The following is an 18,175-nucleotide window of genomic DNA, read 5'->3' as shown; positions in this document are numbered from 1 at the left end:
GAGTTTTTAATATCTCTTTAAGCCCGAGCTTCGCTATTGCTTCGCGAGCCCCAGCTTGCGGATCATGTCGCCCCACTGCTCGTAGGTCGCGCGCGTGAGCTCGGCCAGTTGCGCGGGGCTCGACGACTCCGCCTCGTAGGCACCCTGGCGGAAGAAGTCGCGCGTGGCCGGCATCGCCAGCACCTGCGCGAGCGCGGCGTTGAGCCTGGCGACCACCGGCGCGGGCATGCGCGCGGGCCCGTAGAAGCCCAGCCAGCTCGGCATGTCGACCCCGCTCACGCCCTGCTCGGTCATGGTGGGCACGTCGGGCAGCATCGCGCTGCGCCTGGGCGCCGCCACCGCGAGCATGCGGACCTTGCCGGTGGCGGTGTTCTGGATCGCGTTGGGCGCCGCGTCGAAGTAGTACTGCACGCGGCCCGCCAGAAAGTCCTTCGCGGCATCGGCACCGCCCTTGTAGGGCACGTGCACCACGTCCAGCCCCGCCTGCTTCGCGAAGGCCTCGCCGTAGATGTGCGAGGAGGTGCCGGTGCCGAAGGAGGCGTAGCTCATCTTGCCGGGGTTGGCCTTGATGTAGGCCACCAGCTCCTGCACCGTGCGCGCCGGCACGCTGGCGTGCACCGTGAGCACCAGCGGCCCGCGCGCGCCGAGCGAGATGGGCGTCAGGTCCTTGAACGGGTCGTAGCGCACCTGCGCCAGCGTCTGCGGGTTCTGCGCCACCACGGAAGAGGGCGCGTACATCATCGTGTAGCCGTCGGGCGCGGCGCGAATCACTTCCTCGGTGGCCAGGATGAAGCTCGCACCCGGCCGGTTCTCCACGATGACCGGCGTCTGCAGCACCTCGCCGAGCTTGTTGGCGACGAAGCGCGCCTGCGCATCCGAGGCGCCGCCCGCCGCGAGGCCGAGCACGATGCGGATGCTGCGGCCTTTTTCAGGGAAGGGCTCGGCCGCGAGCGCGGCACACGGCAGCGCGGCCGCGCCGAGCGCGAACACCAGCCACGCGGCAACGCGCCGGCGGCCGATGGAGGAATGGGGCCAGGCGTTCATTGCTTCGCCAGCCCGACCTGCTGCACCATCGCGCCCCAGCGCTCGTAGGTCGAGCGCGTGACGCCGGCGAATTCCTCGGGCGTGCTGGCCCCGGCTTCGTAGCCGCCGCTGCGGTAGAACTCGCGCACCTGCGGCATCGCCAGCACCTGCGTGAGCGCCGCGTTGAGCTTCGCGACCACCGGCGCGGGCATGTGGGCCGGCCCGTAGAAGCCGAGCCAGCTCGGCAGGTCGAGGCCCGCCAGGCCCTGCTCCGCGAAGGTCGGCACCTCGGGCAGCGCGGCGATGCGCGCGTTTGCGGCGATCGCCAGGATCTTCACCTTGCCGGTGCCCGAGGTGATGATGGCCGACGAGGCCGAATCGAACATGTACTGCACGCGGCCGCCGATCAGGTCCTTGGCCGCGTCCGAGCCGCCCTTGTAGGGAATGTGCACCGCGTCGATGCCGGCCTTCTTCACGAAGGCCTCGCCGTAGATGTGCGACGAGGTGCCCGCGCCGAAGGAGGCATAGCTCACCTTGCCGGGGTTCGCCTTCACGTAGGCGATGAGCTCCTTCACGTTGCCGGCCGGCACGGTGGTGCTCACCGACAGCACCAGCGGCCCGCGGCCGCCCATCGAGATGGCGGTGAAGTCCTTGAACGGGTCGTAGGGCACCTGCGTGAAGGTGTGCGGGTTCTGCGCCATGGTCGACGAAGGTGCGTAGAGCAGGGTGTAGCCGTCGGGCAGCGCGCGCGCCACCTCGCTCGCGGCCAGCATGGTGCTGGCGCCGGGCTTGTTGTCGACGATCACGCCGGTGCCCAGCACCTCGCCGAGCTTCTGCGCCACGATGCGCGCCTGCGCATCGGTGCCGCCGCCGGCCGTGAAGCCCACCACGATGCGTATCGGCTTGCCGCCGCGCACGGGAAAGTCTTGCGCCAGCGCCAGGGGCGCCAGGCCCAGGAGGGCCGCCGCGCCGAGCGCCGCGCCGAATGCGCGGCGGGTGCCGCAGGGGTTCTTCATCGATGTCTCCGTTTGGAATGTTCTTCTTATATTGGTTTAGAAAACCATAAAAATCTATATCGACTAGGGAATACCCCGAAGAAATGCCTTTTTCAGGCTTTTGTGTTTGACAAAATGAACATTGAAATCAAAATACGATGCAACAGCCCATCCAAGACACTCATCCATGAAAACTGTCGTCCGCACCGACGAGCGCATCCTCAGCTCCGACATCTTCGACCGCGACAGCCGCGTCAAGCGGCCTGACCACGGCACCTGGGCCGAGCCCGGCAAGGACATTCCGGTCTACCACCGCTGCGGCGTGCTGGTGGTCGGCGGCGGGCCTTCGGGCACCGCGGCTGCCGCAGCCGCCGCGCGCGCCGGCGCCGACGTGGCGCTGCTCGAGCGCTACAACCACCTGGGCGGGCTTTCCACCGGCGGCCTCGTGATCTGGATCGACCGCATGACCGACTGGGAAGGCCAACTGGTGATCCGCGGCTTTGCCGAAGAGCTGTTCGACCGCTTGCCGGCCGATGCCATCGCCGGACCCGCGCGCGAGGACTGGGGCTCGCAGGACGCGGCCAAGGCCGCCCACTGGTCGCAGCGCACGGCCGCCTACCACGGCGTGGTCACGTGGTCGCCCACCATCGACCCGGAGCGTCTCAAGCTGCTCTCGCAGGAGATCGTGCTGGAGCGCAAGGTCAAGCTCATCTACCACTCGTGGGCGGCCATTCCGATCGTGCAGGACGGCGCGGTGAAGGGCGTGGTGTTCGAGAGCAAGGAAGGCCGCATGGCGATCATGGCCGACGTGGTGGTCGACGCCACCGGCGACGGCGACCTGTTCGCGCGCGCCGGCGCGGCCTACGTGAACGACATCGAGGAGGCCGACGTGCACCACTGCATGAACACCTCGTGGCTGTTCGGCGGTGTCGACATGAACCGCTGGATCGAATTCAAGGCCGGCCAGCCCGAGGCGTTCAGCGCCTTCATGGCGCGCGGGCGCGAAGTGTGCGGCCTGTTCGAGCGGCCCTTCGTCTCGTGGCGCAACGACGTCGCGCTGTTCATGGGGCCGCGCCAGTCGGGCTATTCCGCGCTCGACGTGGACGACCTCACGGCCGTCGAAGTGCGCTCGCACCGTGCCATGGCCGCGCACCTGGACTACTTCAAGGCGCATGCGCCGGGCTTCGAGGAGGCCTACCTGATGCTGAGCGCACCGCAGATCGGCGTGCGCCATGCGCGGCGCCTCAGCGGCGTGGGCGCGGTGCTGCGCAGCCAGTGGCCCGACGGCGTGGCGCTGGCCGACGAGGTGGGCGTGACGCCCGCGGTGTCGCCCAAGTTCCCGAACATCTCCATTCCCTACGGCGCGCTGGTGCCGCAGCAGCTCGACGGCCTCCTGGCCTGCGGGCGCCACATCTCGTGCGACCGCAACTCGCACGGCTTCATGCGCGAGATTCCGCAATGCTGGATCACCGGCCAGGCCGCGGGCGTGGCGGCGGCGCTGGCGTCGCGGGGCTGCATCGAACCGCGCTTCATCGACGTGGGCGCGCTGCAGGCGGCGCTGCTCGCGCAGGGCGTGTACCTGCGCGCCGGTGCCGGGCAGGGCGCGCAGGCGCTGGCCGCGGCCGAAGCCGGTATCTGAACCGCATGAACCCGGCCGACGCGCTTTCGCCAGCCTCTACATTGCAGAGTCTTGCAAAGGGTTCCTCCATGTCCACTGACAAAAACGACAGCTCTCTTTCCGCCGCCGATGCCGCCGATGCGCGCGGCGACCGCGCCGACACCGTGAGCGCGCTGGAGCGCGGCATCTCGGTGCTGCGCTGCTTCAGCGAGGCGCGCCCCGTGCTGGGCCATGCCGACATCGCACGCATGACGGGCATCCCGCGGCCGACCGTCAACCGGCTCGTCGCCACGCTGCTCTCGCTGGGCATGCTCAAGGCCGCGCAGGTGGCCGACCGCTTCATGCTCGGGCCCGGCGTGGTGTCGCTGTCGCGCGTGTTCCTCGGCAGCCTCGACGTGCGCGCCGCCGCGCGGCCGAGCATGCAGGCGATGGCCGAGGAGGTGGGCGCCTCGGTCTACCTGGCGATACGCGACGGCATGGAGATGGTGCTGATCGAGGCCTGCCGGCCGCGCTCGTCGATGCTGTCGGCGCGGCTGGACGTGGGCTCGCGCGCGCCGCTGGCCAATTCGGCGCTGGGCCGCGCCTATCTTTCGGCGTTGCCCGAGGCGCAGCGCAACCAGCTGGTCGATTCGATGCGCCTGCTGCGCGGCCCCGAGTGGGACAGCATCGCGCCCGGCATGACGCGCGCCATCGGCGAAGCCCGGCGGCTCGGCTACTGCCTTTCTCTCGGCGAGTTCCACCGCGAGATCAACTCGGTGTCGGTGCCGCTCATCGGGCCGGACGGCGAGGTGATGGCGCTCAACGGCGGCGGCGCGGCCTTCGTGTTCACCGAGGAGCGCCTGCGCAACGAACTGGCACCGCGCCTGCACGACATCGCGCTGACCATCGCGCGCGACATCGGCGGCCATGTGCCGACGCCCCTGCCGGGCTAGCCCCGGCCACCCCACGACACATAACAACGGAGACACAGGGCCATGCACCTGAGCGATGAAGAAAAAGCCATGATGGACGGCCGCGACGGGCCGGCCGTGCAGAAGGCGATGGACCTGCTGATGCGCTACGGCGAGGCGCTGGGCGCCGAGCGGCTGGTGGAGACGCGCAACGTCTGCGCCACCATCACCTCGACCACGCCGTTCCAGCGCGACTTCGCGCTGGCCAAGGGCGGCGGCATGGACGCGGTGTTCTCCGAGTTCAGCCTCGACAGCCAGGAGACCGTCGAGATCCCGAAGTTCAAGGTCTTCACGAGCCACCTGCAGCTGGGCTTCGACCCTGGCCAGCCCGAGCGCATGGGCGTGAGCGAGGAGATCGTGCAGTTCTACAACAAGAGCGAGCGCCATGCGGCCGGCCTGGGCGCGCAGATCATGAACACCTGCACGCCCTACCAGGTCGGCAACATCCCGACGCGCGGCGAACACTGCGCTTGGATGGAGTCGTCGGCCGTGGTGTATTGCAATTCGGTGCTCGGCGCGCGCACGAATACCGAAGGCCGCGAGAGCACGGGCGCCGCCATGCTCACCGGGCGCATTCCGTACTGGGGCTACCACCTCGACGAGAACCGGCGCGCCACGCACGTGGTCGAGCTCGACGTCGAAGTCGAGTCGGTGCAGGACTGGGGCTTGCTCGGCTATTACATCGGCGAGCATGTGCAGGAGCGCGTGCCGGTGGTGCACAGCAGGCGCGGCATCGGCCGCGTGCCCAACCTGCCGCGGCTCAAGCACTTCGGTGCGGCGGCATCGTCGTCGGGCGGCGTGGAGATGTACCACATCGCGGGCATCACGCCCGAGGCGCTGACGCTCGAGCAGGCGCTCGGCGGCCGCGCGCCGGTGGAGGTGCTGCGCTTTGGCGAAGCCGAGCGCCGTGCCACCTACGAAAAGATCAACGCGACCGGCAAGGACGCCGAGGTGCAGTACGTGATGCTCGGCTGCCCGCACTACACCATCGAGCAGATCTGGGAGGCCGCGCAGCTCATCGAGGGCCGCAAGGTGCACCCCGATTGCGAGCTGTGGATCTTCACGCCGCGCGCCATCAAGTCGCTGGCCGACCGCAACGGCTACACGAAGATCATCGAGGATGCGGGCGGCATCCTCATGACCGACAGCTGCTCTGCCATGAGCCGCGCCGTGCCCAAGGGCACGAAGACCGTGGCGCTCGATTCGGCCAAGCAGGCGCACTACCTGCCCGCGATCCTCGGCGTGCAGGCGTGGTTCGGCAGCACGGCGGAGTGCATCGATGCGGCGTGCACGGGGCGGTGGAATGGAGGCATGCAATGAGCGACGCCGTCATGAATGAACAGACCATCGTCATCGGCGGCCGCAAGGTGGTCGGCGGCGTGGCCGAAGGCGAAGCACTGGTCACGCGCGACCGCATCTCGGGCTGGGGCGGCATCGATCCGCGCACCGGCACCGTCATCGAGACGCGGCACGAGCTGCGCGGCCAGAGCTTCGCGGGCAAGGTGCTGGTGTTTCCGGGCGCCAAGGGCTCGTCGGGCTGGTCGGCCATGTTCCACATGACGCGGCTCATGAACTCGGCGCCCGCGGCATTCCTGTTCAACGAGATGACCACCAAGATGGCGCTCGGCGCCGTGGTCACGCACGCGCCCTCGATGACCGACTTCGAGCGCGACCCGCTCGAATGCATCGCGACCGGCGACTGGGTGCGCGTGGACGCCGACCGCGGCGTGATCGAGATCACCAAAAAGAGTAAACCCGGAGACCGCCCATGACCACCCGTCCCCTGCGCAGCAACTTCCCGCGCGGCTCCTACCTCTGGTCGGTGCGCAATGCGCACTGGCGCGCGCTCGGCATCCCGGAAGAGGATTGCGAGAAGCCGAAGATCGCGATCGTCAACAGCTCGTCGGAGCTGGCGGCGTGCTTCAGCCACCTCGACCGTGTGGCGGCGGAAATCAAGACCGCGATCCGCGCCGCAGGCGGCGTGCCCTTCGAGATCCGCACCGCCGCGCCCAGCGACTTCATCACCGGCGCCGGCGCGCGCGGTGCCTACATGCTCGGCGCGCGTGACCTCGTGACCAACGACATCGAGGTGGCCGTCGAAGGCGCGCAGCTCGACGGCATGGTGTGCCTCACCTCGTGCGACAAGACCGTGCCGGGCCAGCTCATGGCGGCCGCGCGGCTCAACATTCCGACGCTGCTCGTGCCCTGCGGCTACCAGCCCAGCGGCGAGTACCGCGGCAAGCACATGGACATCGAGGAAGTGTTCATCGGCGCGATGCATGCGGTCACGGGCCACCTGCCGGTGGAAGAACTCGTGGGCATGAGCCGCGAGGCGATCCGCGGGCCGGGCGTGTGCTCGGGCCTGGGCACGGCCAACTCGATGCACATCGTCTGCGAGGCGCTCGGCATGGCCTTGCCGGGCAGCGCGCCGGTGGCTGCGCTGAGCCCGAAGATGATGGCCGACGTGCGCGCCGCCGGCACGCGCATCGTGCAGATGGTGTGGGACGACCTCAAGCCGCGCGACATCCTCACGCCCGGTGCCTTTGCCAACGCGGTGCGCGCGGTGCTGGCCATCGGCGCCTCGCTCAACACGGCCAAGCACCTGCAGGCCGTGTCGACCGAAGGGGAGTGCGGCGTCGATGTGTACGGCCTCTTCGAAAGCCTCGGCCCGGCGACGCCGGTGCTGGCCGGCGTGCGGCCGATCGGCGAGCACAGCATCGAGGCCTTCGAGGCGGCGGGCGGTTGCCGCGCGCTGATGAAGCAGCTCGCGCCGCTGCTCGACATGGGCGCGCTCACGGTCACAGGCGGCACCGTGGCGGACAACCTGCGCGATGCCGAGGTGACGGAGCCCGAGGTGATCCGCCCGATCGAGCGCCCGGTCGCGGCGCATCCCGCCATCGTGCTGCTGCGCGGCAACCTCGCGCCCGAGTCGGGCCTCATCAAGACCGGCATCGTGGAGCGCAAGGTGCGCAGCTTCACGGGGCCGGCCGTGTGCTTCTGGACATCCGATGCGGCCATCGCGGCGCTCAAGAAGGGCGAGATCCTGCCGGGCCAGGTGGTCGTGATGCGCGGCGCCGGCGCCTGCGGCGGCCCGGCCATGGGCGGTGGTGCCTCGCGCGTGGTCTTCGCGGTCGATGGCGCGGGCCTGGGCGACCAGGTCGCGATCCTGACCGACGGGCATCTCTCGGGCCTGGTCTGCAAGGGCCTCGTGGTGGCCGAGGTGTCGCCCGAAGCCGCGCTCGGCGGGCCGCTCGGCCTCGTGCGCGATGGCGACGTGATCACCATCGACCTCGATGCACGCCGCCTCGACATCGCATTGACCGACGCCGAACTCGCCGCCCGCCGCGCCGACTGGCAGGCGCCCCCGCCGGCCTTCGACACCGGCTGGCTGCAGCAGTACCGGCGCAACGTGAGCCCGCTCTCGAAGGGCGCCGTGCTCGTGCGCACCGAACGCCCCGAGCCCTAGGCCTTTTTCACCCGGCCTTCGCCAACCGGCGCGCACCCCCGCGCGCACCCGGTGGCGCAGCCCTGCGCGCGTACCCGAGTTTTTCAACCAAGAGAAGAAGCAGGAGACAAGAAAACATGAAGAGATTCTTGATGGGGTCGGCGCTGGCGCTGGCCGGCAGCGGCGCGGCGCACGCGCAGTCCAGCGTCACCGTGTTCGGCGTGGTGGACCTCGGCGTGCAGTACACGAAAGGCGAGGGCGGCGGCTCGGTCAAGGCGCTGTCGAACGGCGGCCTTTCGACCAGCCGGCTCGGATTCCGCGGCACCGAAGACCTGGGCGGCGGCCTGCGCGCAGGCTTCTGGCTCGAAGGCAGCCTGAACCCCGACACCGGCACGGGCCGGCCGAGCAACAGCAACAACCAGGCGAGCGGCGCGGGCACGGCGGGGCCGATCACCTTCGACCGCATGTCCTTCGTGAGCCTGTCGCACCAGAAGTTCGGCGAGCTGCGCCTGGGCCGCGACTTCATTCCCACGCACTACAACAGCATCTACTTCGATCCCTTCAACGCCAATGGCGTGGCGCGCGCAGGCAACCTCACGTTCGCGGGCGCGGGCACCGGGCCGCTGCCCACCGGCATCACGGGCAGCAACACCGTGAGCTACTGGCTGCCGGCCGGGCTCGGCGGCTTCTACGGCATGGCGATGATCGGCACCGGCGAGAACGACTCCACCGCACCCAACCGCGACGACGGCAACTTTGCCGGCGCGCGCTTCGGCTTTGCCGCGGGCGCATTCGACATTGCGGCGGCCGTCACGCGCTCGCACTTCAATGCCACCGCCGCCATCGGCAACTACACGCATGCCAACATCGGCGGCACCTGGGACGCGGGCTTTGCGAAGTTCTTCGCGCTCTACAACAAGGTGACGGTGAAGCTCGCCGCCGGCACGGTGCGCAAGAACACCGCCGAGATCGGCGCGCACATTCCGGCCTTCGAGGTCGGCCGCATCCGCCTGAGCTACGCCTACCTGGACGACCGCAGCGACGAGAGCCTGCGCAACGCCAACGGCATGCCACGCAACCGCGACGACGCGCGCCAGTTCGGCATCGGCTACGTGCACAACCTTTCGAAGCGCACTGCGCTCTACGGCACCTATGCGCGGCTCATGAACGGCGGCCAGGCGCGCTATGTGGTGAGCGGCGGCGTGGCGCCGGCGGGCGGCAAGCGCTCTTCGGGGTGGGAGTTCGGGGTGCGGCATCTTTTCTGAAAGGAGCCTTTCATGCGACGCAGAGACCTGGCCCTTGCGGCCCTTGCAACGACGATGCTGCCCGGTGCGGCAGCCTGGAGCGCCCAAGGCAGCTATCCGGACAAGCCGCTGCGCCTGATCGTGGGCTTTGCGGCCGGCGGCGGCGCCGATGCGCTCACGCGCATCATCGCGGAGGGGTTGTCGAAACAGCTCGGCCAGCAGGTGATCGTGGAGAACCGCCCCGGCGCCGACGGCGTGCTCGCGGCGCAGGCCACCTCGTCCGCCAAGCCCGACGGCTACACCTTGCTGATGGGCACCAACACCGCGATGGTGGCGGCGCCCACGCTGCGGCCGACGCCGCCCTACGACCCGTTCAAGGCCTTCACGCCGATCAGCTCGGCCGGCCAGTTCTCGATGTTCCTGGTGGTGCCGGCCAGCCTGCCGGTGAAGAGCGTGAACGAGCTGCTCGCCATGGTGTCGGCGAAGCCCGGTGCCTACAACTCGGCATCGAGCAACAGCGCTTCGGAACTGGCCATGCTGCAGCTCCTGGGCGAGCGCAAAGTGGTCAACGCGCGCTACAAGGGCGACATGCAGGCCATGACCGACCTGCTGGGCGGGCAGATCCACATGATGTTCACCACCGGCACGCTGGCGCCGGGCTTCGTGAAGGACGGGCGCATCCGCGCGCTGGTCACGCTGCTGCCGCAGCGCAGCGCCTTGCTGCCCGACGTGCCCACGGGCGGCGAGCTCGGGCTGGGCAAGCTCACCATCACGCCCTGGGCCGGCTTCTTCGGGCCGCCGGGGCTGCCGCAGGCGATCACCGACAAGCTGTCGCAGGAGCTGCAGAACACGCTCAAGCGGCCCGACGTGCATGCGCAGCTGGTGCAGCAGGGCTTCGAGGGCTATGGCATGAGCCCCGCGAAGTTCGCCGAATTCTTCCGCGCGCAGTACGAGGCCTTCGGCGCCACCGTGCGGCAGCACAACGTGAAGTTCGAATAGCCGCGGTTGTGGCGGCTCAGAGCCCGATCGATTCCGCGTTGCGGCGCCAGAACGCCGCATCCGGAAATGCGCCGGCGCCGGCCGCGGCGTTGTCGGCCATGTGCTCGGCGCGGCTGGTGCCGGGAATGGTGCAGGTCACGGCCGGGTGGCTCAGCACGAACTTCAGCAGCACCTGCGCCCAGCTCGTGCAGCCGATCTCGCCGGCCCAGGCGGGCAGCGGCTTGCCGCGCAGCCGGCGCAGGAGTCCGCCGCCGCCGAAGGGCATGTTGACGATCACCGCCACGCCGCGTTCGGCCGCGAGCGGCAGCAGGCGCTCCTCGGCCTCGCGCGCGTCGAGCGAATAGTTGATCTGCAGGAAGTCGAGCTTCTCGGCGCGCAGCACGGCCTCGACCTCGCGGTAGGCCGAGGCCGTGTAGTGCGTGATGCCGATGTAGCGCACGCGGCCTTTCTCTTTCCAGCCGCGCAGGGTGGCGAGGTGGGTCTTCCAGTCCATCAGGTTGTGCACCTGCATCAGGTCCATGCGCTGGGTGCGCAGCCGCGCGAACGACTGCTCCATCTGCGCAATGCCGGCCTCGCGGCCCGAGGTCCAGACCTTGGTGGCGAGAAAGGCCTTGTTCTCGCGCGGCTTCGATGCGGCGGCCAGCAGCTCGCCGGTGGTTTCCTCGGAGCGGCCGTACATCGGCGAGCTGTCGATCACCGTGCCGCCGGCCGCGAACAGCGCGTCCAGCACGCCGGGCAGGCGCTGGTATTCGTCGCTGCCGGGGCGCTGGTCGAAGCCGATCCAGGTGCCGCAGCCGACCACCGGCAGGGCTTCTTGCGTGGAGGGGATGGGGCGGGTGTTCATCTTCAGGCGGCCTTGCTGCGCGGATGCGGGGGGAAGCGCCGCGCCGGCGCACAGCGCCATGCCCAGGCGCAGCAACTGGGCGCGCGTGAGGAAAAGACCGTTTGCCGGCAGGGTCACGGGAGAAAAAGTCCTTCGGGGGTGGCGTTGCCGTTACGGCTTTCAGTATCGGCCGGGACGGCGCACAGGGCCACCGCGCAAGGAAAGCCCCTCCAGCCGGCTTTCCAGTTGCGACGCATGGAATACTGTATAAAAATACAGTTAACAGTTGAATCATGGGCCTCCCTTTCCTCGACTCCTTTTCCGCTGCCGCGGGCCGCGGCGTCTGGCATGCCGACGAGCTCGGCCTGGCCGATGCACAGGTGGTTGCCACCGGCCATGCCGCGCTCGACGCGCAGCTGCCGGGCGGCGGCTGGCCGGTCGGCGCCATGACGGAGCTGCTGCAGACCGCGCCCGAGGCGCATGTCTGGCGGCTGCTGCTGCCCGCGCTGGCGCAGGCGGTGCAGGCGCACGGCGGGCCGGTGGTGCTGATCGGCGCGCCCTACGAGCCCTGCGCGGCGGCGCTCGCGGCGCAGGGGCTGCCGGTGGAGGCGCTGATGTGGGTCCGCAGCGACGCGCCGGCCGCGCGGCTGTGGGCCTGCGAGCAGGCGCTGCGCTGCGCCGACGTGGCCGCCGTGCTGGCCTGGCTGCCGCAGGCCCGGGTGGGCGAGCTGCGCCGGCTGCAGCTGGCGGCCGCCCAGCACGACGTGCTGCTCTTCGTGTGCCGGCCCGCATCGGCCGCGCAGGGTGCATCGCCGGCGCGGCTGCGCCTCCAGGTGGAAAGCTGCGAGGCCGATGCGTCGCAGATCGAACTGCGCATCCTGAAGCGGCGCGGCCCGCCGCTGGCCGCGCCGGTGATGCTGCCGGCGCGCAACGAGCGCATGAGCGCATTGCTGGCCGCCGCCCGGCTGCGCCGCAAGCTGCGGCTGCAGCAGCAGGGCACGGTGCCGGCCGGCGAAGCGGCGGCCTCGGCCACGGTGGTGCGCATCGACGCATGGAAGGGAGGCCCCAATGCACTGGATCGCATTGCGGTGGTCGCTTGATGCCGACACGCCCGATGCCCCGGTGCTTCCCACGCCCGAGGCGCTGGGCTGGTGGGCGCTGCGCTACACGCCGCACGTCGCCTGGCAGGACGAGGCGCTGATGCTCGAAGTCTCGGCCTGCGAGCGCCTGTGGGGCGGGCGCTCGTCGCTGATGCGCCAGCTGGCCCACGAGAACCCCGCGCCCGGTGCCGTGATGCGCGGCGCGCAGGGCGCCACGAGCCTGATCGCGCTGGCGCGGCTGCGCCTGTTCGAGCGCAACGAGAACCGGCCCAAGGACATTCCCGCCGGCCTGCCGCTGGACACGCTGACGGCCGCGCACCCCCACCTCGACCTGCTCGCGCGCCTGGGCTGCCGCACCTGGGGCGAGGTGGCGGCCCTGCCGCGCGGCGGCCTCACGCGGCGCTTCGGCGCGGAACTGCGCAAAGCGCTCGACACCGCCTGGGGCCTGTGCCCTGAAAGCCACGACTGGCTCACGCTGCCCGACGTGTTCGAGCAGAAGCTGGAGCTGCCCGCGCTGGCCGAGACCGCGCCCGAATTGATGTGGTCGGCCAACCGTTTGCTCGCGGCGCTGCAGATCTGGCTGCGCGCGCGCCAGCGCGGCGCGCGCGCGCTCGAACTGCAATGGACGCTCGACCTCAAGCGCTTCAACGGCGTGAACCTGCCGCCGAACCAGCAGGTCACCGTGCGCACGGCCGAGCCCACGCAGGACATGGCGCACCTGCGCCGCCTGCTGTCCGAAAAGCTCGCCCTCACCACGCTCGCGGCGCCCGCGAGCTGGCTCAGGCTGCGCACGCTCGAAACCGATCCGTGGGCCGGCGCCAGCACCAGCTTCCTGCCCGAGGACAACCGCAAGGGCGACAAGCTGCACGAGATGGTCGAGCGGCTCAGCGTGCGGCTCGGAGCGCACCAGGTGGTGGTGCCCGCGGCGCAGGCCGACCACCGGCCCGAACGCAAGCAGGCCTGGCGCCCCGCGCTGCAGCAGGACAAGGCGCCGGCGGACAAGGCCGGCAAGCAAGCGAAGGCCGCGGCCTTGCAGCCCGATGCCATCTACCCGCCCTGGCTGCTGCCCGAACCGCTGCTGCTCGAGATGGACGGCGAGAGCCCGTGCTACCGCGGCCCGCTGCGCAAGCTGGTCGGGCCGCAGCGCATCGAGGCGGGCTGGTGGGGCGGCAAGGAAGACGGCGGCCAGCCCGCGATGCGCGACTACTACGTGGCGGAAAGCCCCGAGGCCGGCCTGGTGTGGATCTTTCGCGAGCGGCCCTCGGCGCGCTTTTCTCCGGCCGAGGTGCGCTGGTACCTGCAGGGGTTCTATGCCTGACCTGAGCGAAAAGCAGCTGCGCGGGCGCAACTCGGCCAAGGTGCATGCGCTGCCCTTGCCTTTGCGCAAGGCTGCGCCGACGCTGCCCGACTACGCCGAGCTGCACTGCCTCAGCAACTTCAGCTTCCAGCGCGGCGCCTCCACGCCCGAGGAACTGGTCGAGCGCGCCTACCAGCTCGGCTACACGGCGCTGGCCATCACCGACGAATGCTCGGTGGCGGGCATCGTGCGCGCGCATGTCTGCCTGCGCGAGCTGCCGGCCAAGCTCGAGGAATACGAGCGCGAGCACCCAGGCGAACCATCGCTGCCGCGCAACCCCGGCTTCCGGCTGCTGTTCGGCAGCGAGTTCCGCTTCGAGCGCTTCAGGCTGGTGGTGATCGCGAACGATACCGAAGGCTGGGGCAATCTCTGCGAGTTCATCACCGCCGCGCGCAACACCGAGCTGCCCAAGGGCGAGTACCGCGTGAGCTGGGAGCACAGCGACGTGGCCTCGCTGCAGGACTGCCAGGTTCTCTTCGTGCCGCACCGCGAGCCGGGCGCCGCCGTGGACGCGGCCACGCTGCATGAAGACCTGCTGGCCGCCAAGGCGCTCTATGGGGAGAACCTGTGGCTGGCGATGGAAATGCTCAACGAGCTCGACGACGACCTCTGGTTCGCCGCGCTGATGCAGGCGGGCGAACAGGCCGGCGTGCCGCTGCTGGCGGCCGGCGACGTGCACATGCATGCGCGTTCGAGCAAGCCGCTGCACGACGTGCTGACGGCCGTGCGCGAAGGCAGGACGGTGGCCGCGTGCGGCTTTGCGCTGCAGCCCAATGCCGAGCGGCACCTGCGGCAGCGCGTGCGGCTGGCCGAGCTCTACCTGCCCCGGATGCTCGCGAACACGCTGGTGGTGGCCGAGCGCTGCCGCTTCGATCCGGAGGTGATCCGCGAGAACTACAAGTACCCGCTCGAAACCGTGGGCAGCAGCGAAACGCCGGCCGAGACGCTGGTGCGCAAGACGTGGGAAGGCGCACAGGTGCGTTTTCCGGAGGGCATTCCGGACAAGGTGCGCGCGCAGCTCGAGAAGGAGCTCGCGCTGATCGTCGAGATGAAGTACGAGATGTTCTTCCTCACGGTGGAAGACATCGTGCGCTTCGCCAGGTCGCAGGACATCCTCTGCCAGGGCCGCGGCTCCTCTGCCAATTCGGCGGTCTGCTATTGCCTGGGCATCACCGCGATCAATCCCGAAAAAGGCCACCTGCTGTTCGAGCGCTTCCTGAGCCGCCACCGCCATGAGCCGCCCGACATCGACGTCGACTTCGAGCACCAGCGGCGCGAAGAAGTCATCCAGTACATCTACAGGAAGTACGGCCGCGAGCGCGCGGCCATCGCGGCCGTCGTCATCTGCTACCGCGCGCGCAGCGCCTTGCGCGACGTCGGCAAGGCCATGGGCATCGACGAGCGGCTGATCGACGAATTCGCCAAGGACCACTACTGGTTCGACGACACCGTGCTGGGCGAGCAGTTGTTCAAGGCGGCCGCGCGCGTCGGCGTGCAGGAAGACGAACTCAAGCTGGTGCAGTGGATCGAGATGACGCGGCGGCTCAAGGGCTTTCCGCGCCACCTGAGCCAGCACGTGGGCGGCTTCGTGCTCACGCACACCCGGCTCACGCGGCTGGTGCCGGTCGAGAAGGCGTCCATGAAGGACCGCTCCGTCATCCAGTGGGAGAAGGACGACCTCGAAGCCATGGGCATGCTCAAGGTCGACGTGCTCGCGCTCGGCATGCTCAGCGCGATACGGCGCGGGCTCGACCACATGAACCGCTGGCGCGGCTCGATGGTGCAGATGCACCACATCCCCAACGACGACCAGAAGGTGTTCGACATGATCTGCGACGCCGACACCATCGGCGTGTTCCAGATCGAGAGCCGGGCGCAGATGTCGATGCTGCCTCGACTGAAACCGAAGACTTATGAAGACCTGGTGATCGAGGTCGCGATCGTGCGGCCCGGGCCCATCCAGGGCGGCATGGTGCATCCCTACCTCAAGCAGCGCGAGCGGGTGGCCAAGGGCCTGGCGATCCATTACGAGAAGGAAGAACTGAAGCCCGCGCTGGAGCGCACGCTGGGCATTCCGATCTTCCAGGAACAGGTGATGCAGATCGCGATGATCGCGGCCAGGTTCACGGCCGACGAGGCCGACCAGCTGCGCCGCGCGATGGCGGCCTGGAAGCGCAAGGGCGGCCTCGAGAAGTTCCACCACAAGCTCGTGAAGGGCATGACCGACAACGGCTACAAGGCCGAGTTCGCCGAGGCCATCTTCAAGCAGATCCTCGGTTTCGGCGACTACGGCTTTCCCGAAAGCCACGCCGCGAGCTTTGCGCTGCTGGTCACCGTGAGCAGCTGGCTCAAGAACTACGAGCCGGCCTGTTTCCTTGCGGCGCTGCTCGACTCGCAGCCGATGGGCTTCTACAGCCCCTCGCAGCTGGTGCAGGATGCGCGGCGGCATGGCGTCGAGGTGCGGCCGGCCGACGTGACCTGCAGCGACATCGACACCACGCTCGAAGCCCGTGCGCCCGATGCGCCGCGCATGCCGCCGGGCACCGATGCGCGCTATGCCGATCGCCTCGGCCGCGAGAACCAGCCCGCGGTGCGGCTCGGCCTGAACCGCATTTCGAGCCTCAGCAAGGAGGGCGCCAGGCGCCTGCTCGAAGCGCGCGCGCAGGCACCCTTCACCAGCACCGAAGACCTCGCGCTGCGCGCCGAGCTCGACGGCAAGGACATGGCGGCGCTGGCCGCGGCCGATGCGCTGATGTCGCTCTCGGGCCACCGCCGCCAGCAGGTGTGGGACGCTACCGCGCAGCGGCGCTCGCCGGCCCTGCTCAAGGGCGTGCCGATCAACGAGCAGGTGCTGCAGCTGCCCGCGGCGCCCGAGGGCGAGGAGATCGTCGGCGACTACGCCGCGCTCGGCCTCACGCTGCGCCGCCATCCGCTCGCGCTGCTGCGCCCGCGCCTCGCGCGCATGAAGCTCATGAGCGCGGAGCAACTGCGCGCGCAGCCCAGCGGCCAGACCGTGCGCGCCTGCGGCATCGTCAAGGGCCGCCAGCGCCCGGGCACTGCCAACGGCACCATCTTCGTCACGCTCGAGGACGAGACCGGCAACGTCAACGTGATCGTCTGGAGCCATGTCATCGAGGCCTGGCGCGAGCCGCTCTTGAAGTCGCACCTGCTCGCGGTGCAGGGCACCTGGCAGCGCGACGACGACAGCGGCGGCAAGGTGCAGCACCTGATCGCCACCGGCTTCAAGGACCTGACGCCGCTGATGGGCCGGCTGGCGCAGAGCAACACCAGCCGCGACTTCCATTGAGGGCATGGCAATCGAATGCAACCGATCGTTCCATGTCTCGCGCACCCCACGACTTTTCGCTAACCTGTTTCTCCCATGCCCGCACTCGCCCTCGATCCCGTCGTCGACACGCCGATCGGCCCGCCGCCGCCCGCGCCCGACGTGCCCATTCCCGTGCCGCCGCCACCGCCACCGGGGCCTCCGCCCGAGGGCGATCCGCCACCCGTGGAGCCGCCGTTCACCGACCCCGGTTTTCCGCCGCCCGTGATCGATCCTCCGCCACCGATGCAGCGGACCGGCGAGGTGCCGTTCGGCAAGCTGCATGCGCGGCGGCTGCGCGAGATCTACCGTTCGGCGGGCTGGCCCTGCTGCGATGCCATCGAGGTCGAACTGCTCGCGGGCGGGTTCCTCGAACGCGTGCGCACGCCGCATGGCCACGAGACCCTGCGCGTGACCGATGCCGGCATTGCGCGCATTGCCACCACGCTCACCCTCAACCGCGCGGCGCTCTCGCCGCACGAGGCACTGGTCGAGCGCGTGGCACGCGAAATGACGCGCGGCGGCCGCATTGCCTGGCGCGGCCTGGGCCTGCGGGCACGCCTGCCGCCGCTCGAAGAAGGCGGCAAGCCGCGCTGGTGCATCGCCAGGCCCGACGTGTTCTCGATCCGCAATACCAGCGTCGAGGCCTATGCGCATCCCGTCGTGCACGAGGTGAAGGTGAGCCGCGCCGATCTGCTGGGCGACCTGCGCAAGCCCGACAAGCGCGCGGCCTACCTCGACCTGGGCGGCGAATGCTGGTACGTGCTGGGCAACGATGCGCGCGGCCGCTGCATTGCCTCGCCCGACGAGATTCCGCCGGAGTGCGGCGTGCTCGTGCTCGAAGGCGAACGGCTGTTGGTGGCACGCGCCGCCGTGCACCGCGCCTTCGACCGCATTCCGTTCGGCGTGTGGCTCGCGCTTGCCAAGGCCCAGCCCATCGCGGGCTTCGACGACGACGCGCAGGACTTGCTCGGCGAGCCCGGCGCGCACGAGAGCGCCTAGGCAATTTCCATTCAGCCGGCCGGCGGCCACCAGTGCTCGGCCGTGGTGCGCAGCACGCGCGCCGCATGCAGGCGCATGTCATTGCCGTCGCCAGGGAGGCTGCCGCCGTCGCGGTCTTTTTCGGAGGCCACGCGAAAGGGCCAGGTCGAGATCCGGCCCACGGGCTGGCGCGGCTGCGAGCGCCGCAGCGGCGAGAAAAACAGGATTCGCGCAGAGGACGCCGGCGGGCTGGCGGTGGTCATGGTGTCGCCTTGAATGTTTGCTCTTGGAGACGAGTAATTCTAGAGGAAACAC

Annotated in this window: 15 protein-coding genes; 11 read left to right on the top strand and 4 right to left on the bottom strand. The window is 69.7% G+C overall.

Annotated features, from left to right (window positions below; all coding sequences use genetic code 11):
• Positions 1–33 precede the first annotated feature (33 nt).
• Positions 34–1,044, bottom strand: coding sequence for a Bug family tripartite tricarboxylate transporter substrate binding protein (locus tag RZE77_RS16885; protein WP_319438444.1), 1,011 nt, complete (start codon positions 1,042–1,044; stop codon positions 34–36).
• On the bottom strand, positions 1,041–2,039 hold the full coding sequence (locus RZE77_RS16880; protein ID WP_319438443.1) for a Bug family tripartite tricarboxylate transporter substrate binding protein: 999 nt from the start codon (positions 2,037–2,039) through the stop codon (positions 1,041–1,043). Before RZE77_RS16880 ends, RZE77_RS16885 begins: the two co-directional genes overlap by 4 nt.
• A 166-nt stretch (positions 2,040–2,205) precedes the next feature.
• Here RZE77_RS16880 and RZE77_RS16875 point away from each other — a divergent pair, with 166 nt between their 5' ends.
• The 7 genes from RZE77_RS16875 (at position 2,206) to RZE77_RS16845 (ending at position 10,274) form a co-directional block, all read left to right on the top strand.
• Positions 2,206–3,657, top strand: coding sequence for an FAD-dependent oxidoreductase (locus RZE77_RS16875; protein ID WP_319438442.1), 1,452 nt, complete (start codon positions 2,206–2,208; stop codon positions 3,655–3,657).
• A 68-nt stretch (positions 3,658–3,725) separates the two neighbouring features.
• On the top strand, positions 3,726–4,568 hold the full coding sequence (locus RZE77_RS16870) for an IclR family transcriptional regulator (protein WP_319438441.1): 843 nt from the start codon (positions 3,726–3,728) through the stop codon (positions 4,566–4,568).
• Positions 4,569–4,610: 42 nt separating this feature from the next.
• The gene (locus tag RZE77_RS16865; protein WP_319438440.1) at positions 4,611–5,906 is read left to right on the top strand and encodes an aconitase X catalytic domain-containing protein; all 1,296 of its coding nucleotides are present in this window, start codon (positions 4,611–4,613) and stop codon (positions 5,904–5,906) included.
• The gene (locus RZE77_RS16860; protein WP_319438439.1) at positions 5,903–6,358 is read left to right on the top strand and encodes an aconitase X swivel domain-containing protein; all 456 of its coding nucleotides are present in this window, start codon (positions 5,903–5,905) and stop codon (positions 6,356–6,358) included. The genes RZE77_RS16865 and RZE77_RS16860 overlap by 4 nt, the downstream gene beginning before the upstream one ends.
• Positions 6,355–8,052 carry a dihydroxy-acid dehydratase gene (gene ilvD / locus RZE77_RS16855; RefSeq protein WP_319438438.1) on the top strand — a complete coding sequence of 566 codons (1,698 nt, stop codon included), beginning with the start codon at positions 6,355–6,357 and terminating at the stop codon, positions 8,050–8,052. Before RZE77_RS16860 ends, ilvD begins: the two co-directional genes overlap by 4 nt.
• Before the next feature lie 116 nt (positions 8,053–8,168).
• Positions 8,169–9,296, top strand: a complete 1,128-nt coding sequence (locus RZE77_RS16850; RefSeq protein WP_319438437.1) for a porin — start codon at positions 8,169–8,171, stop codon at positions 9,294–9,296.
• A 12-nt stretch (positions 9,297–9,308) separates the two neighbouring features.
• Positions 9,309–10,274 carry a Bug family tripartite tricarboxylate transporter substrate binding protein gene (locus RZE77_RS16845; RefSeq protein ID WP_319438436.1) on the top strand — a complete coding sequence of 322 codons (966 nt, stop codon included), beginning with the start codon at positions 9,309–9,311 and terminating at the stop codon, positions 10,272–10,274.
• A 16-nt stretch (positions 10,275–10,290) separates the two neighbouring features.
• Here the strand turns inward: RZE77_RS16845 and RZE77_RS16840 are convergent, their stop codons facing one another.
• A complete protein-coding gene (locus RZE77_RS16840) occupies positions 10,291–11,178 on the bottom strand; it encodes an aldo/keto reductase (protein ID WP_405547625.1) in 888 nt (295 codons plus the stop codon).
• Positions 11,179–11,390: 212 nt separating this feature from the next.
• Between RZE77_RS16840 and imuA the strand changes: the two genes are divergently transcribed.
• The 4 genes from imuA (at position 11,391) to RZE77_RS16820 (ending at position 17,881) form a co-directional block, all read left to right on the top strand.
• Entirely contained in the window at positions 11,391–12,197 is an 807-nt protein-coding gene (gene imuA / locus RZE77_RS16835; RefSeq protein ID WP_319438435.1) for a translesion DNA synthesis-associated protein ImuA, read from the top strand.
• Positions 12,166–13,515: a Y-family DNA polymerase gene (locus tag RZE77_RS16830; RefSeq protein WP_319438434.1), complete on the top strand. Its 1,350-nt coding sequence runs from the start codon at positions 12,166–12,168 to the stop codon at positions 13,513–13,515. Before imuA ends, RZE77_RS16830 begins: the two co-directional genes overlap by 32 nt.
• Positions 13,508–16,861: an error-prone DNA polymerase gene (locus RZE77_RS16825; protein WP_319438433.1), complete on the top strand. Its 3,354-nt coding sequence runs from the start codon at positions 13,508–13,510 to the stop codon at positions 16,859–16,861. The genes RZE77_RS16830 and RZE77_RS16825 overlap by 8 nt, the downstream gene beginning before the upstream one ends.
• A 75-nt stretch (positions 16,862–16,936) precedes the next feature.
• Complete coding sequence (locus RZE77_RS16820; RefSeq protein WP_319438432.1) at positions 16,937–17,881, top strand: hypothetical protein; 945 nt, start codon at positions 16,937–16,939, stop codon at positions 17,879–17,881.
• Between the two features lie 11 nt (positions 17,882–17,892).
• Here RZE77_RS16820 and RZE77_RS16815 read toward each other — a convergent pair whose 3' ends face one another.
• Positions 17,893–18,123 (bottom strand): hypothetical protein, encoded by a 231-nt coding sequence (locus RZE77_RS16815; RefSeq protein WP_319438431.1) that lies wholly within the window; start codon positions 18,121–18,123, stop codon positions 17,893–17,895.
• Between the last annotated feature and the right edge of the window lie 52 nt (positions 18,124–18,175).

The sequence above is a fragment of the Variovorax sp. SPNA7 genome (assembly GCF_033807855.1).
Taxonomy (GTDB): domain Bacteria; phylum Pseudomonadota; class Gammaproteobacteria; order Burkholderiales; family Burkholderiaceae_C; genus Variovorax; species Variovorax beijingensis.
This window is presented reverse-complemented; position numbering and strand designations above follow the sequence as displayed.